Origin of the sequence: Maritimibacter harenae (assembly GCF_009882975.1) — a bacterium.
GTDB classification, from domain to species: Bacteria; Pseudomonadota; Alphaproteobacteria; order Rhodobacterales; family Rhodobacteraceae; genus Maritimibacter; species Maritimibacter harenae.
In genome coordinates this window covers 1-3,847 of the sequence record NZ_WTUX01000063.1, presented here as the reverse complement: position 1 = coordinate 3,847, position 3,847 = coordinate 1, and the positions used below count along the sequence as shown (strand labels likewise).

Here is a 3,847-nt window from a genome sequence, read left to right as displayed (position 1 = left end):
CGCGCGTCGGGCGATTGCTCAACCTGCGCCAATCGGCGTAAACACCAACCGGGCTCCGGTCGCGGCTGGATGAAAGTTCAGGGGCAGGTCAGATACTCTGCCGCTTCGGTGAGCTGCGCATTTTCATCGGATGCCAAGCGTCTTCGCCCTTACTTCCACTGCCGCTCTAGTCACGCCGAAGGTTTCGCTCGCATTACCAGCAGAATACGCAGCGGTGAACTCCTCAGCAGGCATTAGGAAAGCAGAGGCAAACCAGTTAGCTTCCCATTCGCACCTCACGAGCTCTTCTTTGGAATCGTCCACACGGCGTGTCGCTCTCATGCCGCTTCCAGGGTTGTCATCTCTAACGCGTGGCCAGTGAAGAACCTTGTGGCCGAGTTCGTGTGCAAGAGTGAAGTGATCACGCAGTTCGCCGGTGTGGGAGGACAGCCGGACAACAAAATTTCCGTCCGGTTCGATGACGATCGCGTCGGTTTGGTCTTCATCCATAAAACCGATGTACTCGATCGCGCCTCCATTCGCCTGAATCAGGTCGGCTAGCTGAAATCCAGTTTCGAGGTTCACTGCCTTCCGCTGCTGTTCAGCGAAAGCCATGATTGCCGATTTGGTTGCGCGGGTAGGTTGTGGCGGGAGGTATGAGACCTCACGATGGAATTCGGCGGGGTCGCGCATCTCGTCTTCAGTCATCCGATACGACTCACATCTAAGCAGTGAAAATGGAACACACAGGGAACAAGTCCCTACTAGAGCCTATTTTCGTTGTACACCCGATATAGTGATTCTCACGATAAATGCAGGGCCCAAAGGTAAATTCGTTTAGGAGAATACGAATTATTGCATGTGTTGCAAAAGAGAAACGCGTGTGAAGATCATAGCGCGCAACTCTCGTTCTTGGCTCCGATTCCCGGCCAAAAAAAGCAGCTCGAAGATGTGCTATTTTCCTCGATTTAGCACATGTTGAAACCGGGTGTGCTAAAATATCATCAATGTTTTCAGTGATTTAATGGGCTTTCAACCAGAGGGTGATTCAGCCGGAATCTAACAGCACATCCTTCGAGGAAGCCTTGATAATTTAGCACATCTTGGATTTTAGGTCCGATTGGGACCTATTTCTGGGGCGATCTAGGGCTGGAACGCATTCAAATCACGGAATGTGATGAATTCCCGGAAAATGTCACATTCAGGAAACCTGATGTGTGATTTCCCAACGTGATCACAGATGTGACAAATTCCGGAAAATCACACATGGGTTATGTGCTTTTTCCCAGAGTCCCATCTCGAGTCCCCAAAAACACAGGGAAAAGGGGGCTTGAAATTGATTATGTATGAAAAAATCAGTGTCCTGGTACGGCCACTTGAGAAGTCTGACATGCGGACGCTGGCAATCTGAAGTTCAGGGCCGGTACATGTCCAGTGCGGAAAGGGCGAGTGGTTAGAATGAAGTCCCTGAACGGAGGGCAACTCAAGTAGCCCGACACCACTCTTTCGACCGCCGGAAGCCCTATCTCACGTAGGCTGCGCAAACTATCAAGGCTCACTGCGAAGTATTAGCCTCGGTGTTGGCGCAACCTACAGTTTGTTGCTCCGTTCCTAGTGCAGGTCGAAACAAGTCTCCTCGAGCATCACAAGAGTGAAACGTGGTGCTGCCCGAATCTGTGACCAATCAGTTGTCAGTTGGGATCGACATCCTGCCCATGGTCCTCGTCGCCACGGCAAAGGCAGTCTCCTCCCTCGTCCCGCTCTCCGCCGTTACCCTGGCCATTGTCGACTCTTCCGTTTCTGGAGCTCACGAGAAGGCCTTTGGGAATTGCTCCGGCTGGCTCGCCGTCGCTCCACTGGACATCCTGTTGCACAAATCCATTGTGTTTGCCGTTGCCGTCAAAGGCATTCTTATACGCGTTTCCGCCACCAAACCGAGTATCTGCGGATGCAGTGAAAGATGCGGCCCCGAACGAAGCGGCAACCAGTGCGATTTTGAAGATTTTCATAATTCCCCCAAGTGCTCCATAAATAAAAATCGCGCCCAGCGGACCGACGGAGCAGCAGCCCAACGAGAGCTTGTCGTCGAAATCGACCTTCCGAGAATACGCTCAATTTCCAAATATGTCAATTTTATGGCAATGACGCGCAAGCCCATACTTTATTATTACCGGCTCAAGGTTTTCCAGCGATCGATATGGTGCGCGCTTTTCCGATCTTCGCTGCATGAAGCGACCTTGATCGTCCTCGGTTTTGATGATGGCTATAACGAAAGCGAAATCGCCGTAGCCAACAGGCCCCCGCTTCCGTGATGGTTGGAAACAGAATTGTGCGTAGCGCTATATGCAAACCTAGCGGACCTGTATTCTCTTAGTGAACAATTTGTTTTCAGGAAACCGTTTTGGGAAATGCTTCCTGTGATTTATGAAATCCGAGGCAGACCTAATGTAAGCGAAACTTGCCCCCGCAATTTAAACTGACGGGAGTAAGATAATGCCGACTACCTTGATTGAGTTTCCATATGTATATTGGGGTATTGAGTGCCGGAAGTACGCTGATGTGTACAAAGCGGCTCCATTCAAGCCCGCTGTGACCTTGGGAGGGTTCATTCGCCGACTGAGGCAACGCGCCAGCTTTCTTGGGTATGTTGACCACACTTGGGTAGAGCGTGCGCTCCGTGAGCCGCTTCATGGTTACAATGGCGGTGGTGCCGTCTATCAGATCACTCAGAAGTCGACTGGGCGGAAGTACATTGGGATCACTGACGATCCAGTGGCCCGAAAAAAAGCGCACTTGCAGAACTACCAAGCTGGTCGAACTCGCCTTCAGAGAGAGATTCTACGTGCGGGCCCAAATGATTTCGTTTTCGAAATCATCATCGCTAGTGACTGTTCCAGGTCGACGCTCAAGCGGATTGAGCGGGCGCTTATTAAAGCGGAGAATACGATATGGCCGAACGGGTTGAACAGCCTTCGGGGCGATAAATCGTAAAATCGGGGCTGGGCTACACAGAAAACGTGTCGCCCAGCGCCTCCTCCAGATCGGGGGAGTGTTGGCTGTAATGGCGCTTTAGGGTGTCGACGGTGGTGTTCGTCAGCCTCTCAATGGTCTCAAACGGGATGCCCTTTCGAACTATCCATGTGATGCATGTCTTCTTGAGAACATGGTGCGTGAGTTTGAACGGGAGCCCGGCTTCAATGCCTACGGCTTCCAGCCCCTTCTTCAGGCCGGTCTTGATTGGTTTGCCGTTATAGGAAACTACATAGGGCTGAGACCGGTCTCCGCCGAAGAGGATGTAGCTCATTAGACGATGGTTTTGACCGATAGGTATCTGTGGTCGCCTCTTATTGCCTCTACCCACTCCGAAATCCACGTACGCGCCTGGAGCGACAGCGCCGGTCTCCAAGTTGAGCGGCGGCGGGCCTTCTGCGACACGCGAAGTTGCCTTCTTCGGGACTACAGTGATGCCATCACGCTCGACGGGCTGCGGGATCATCGGGTGCTCTTCAAAGTCGCTACCCGGAACGTAGATTTGATCCCAACGAAGCTGAAAGATTGCTTCTTTGCGCGCGCCTGTAGCCAATGCCAGAAGCAGGAACGCGTAGATGTGTTCCCTTTCTTCGTTATCTTCACAGCACGCAAAGACCTTTCGCATCTGAGCGTCATCCAGCCAGTCAGTCCGCGCGTTAGATACGAGGTTCCTGATCTCGATACGGGTCTCAGTCGGCACCACTCTCATCAGGTGCCCATGTCTAAGCGCGGCTCGAAGTATCTGAATGTCAATCGGCATTGAAGTTTGACCCCCTATCGGCATCCAATATTGACCCCCTTGGTGGTGAGCAGGCCCGGCGCTGCGTAGCCCTCACAT

General features: G+C 52.4%; 4 protein-coding genes. 2 read left to right on the top strand and 2 right to left on the bottom strand.

Features of this window, described 5'->3' with window-relative positions; translation table 11 throughout:
• Window positions 1–123 precede the first annotated feature (123 nt).
• On the bottom strand, window positions 124–687 hold the full coding sequence (locus tag GQE99_RS20400) for an ImmA/IrrE family metallo-endopeptidase (RefSeq protein ID WP_161353801.1): 564 nt from the start codon (window positions 685–687) through the stop codon (window positions 124–126).
• Window positions 688–1,637: 950 nt separating this feature from the next.
• On the opposite strand from GQE99_RS20400, the gene GQE99_RS20395 reads away from it, so the two are divergent.
• Window positions 1,638–2,291, top strand: a complete 654-nt coding sequence (locus GQE99_RS20395) for a hypothetical protein (RefSeq protein ID WP_161353800.1) — start codon at window positions 1,638–1,640, stop codon at window positions 2,289–2,291.
• 181 nt (window positions 2,292–2,472) lie between these two features.
• Window positions 2,473–2,970, top strand: coding sequence for a GIY-YIG nuclease family protein (locus GQE99_RS21990; protein ID WP_161353799.1), 498 nt, complete (start codon window positions 2,473–2,475; stop codon window positions 2,968–2,970).
• Window positions 2,971–2,983: 13 nt separating this feature from the next.
• Here the strand turns inward: GQE99_RS21990 and GQE99_RS20385 are convergent, their stop codons facing one another.
• Entirely contained in the window at window positions 2,984–3,769 is a 786-nt protein-coding gene (locus GQE99_RS20385; protein WP_161353798.1) for a site-specific integrase, read from the bottom strand.
• Window positions 3,770–3,847: the final 78 nt, after the last annotated feature.

Bases quoted from the DNA above. Each gene is read 5' to 3' on its own strand.
- GQE99_RS20400 (WP_161353801.1), bottom strand. From the start codon at position 687: ATGACTGAAGACGAGATGCGCGACCCCGCCGAATTCCATCGTGAGGTC.
- GQE99_RS21990 (WP_161353799.1), top strand. From the start codon at position 2,473: ATGCCGACTACCTTGATTGAGTTTCCATATGTATATTGGGGTATTGAG.
- GQE99_RS20385 (WP_161353798.1), bottom strand. From the start codon at position 3,769: ATGCCGATTGACATTCAGATACTTCGAGCCGCGCTTAGACATGGGCAC.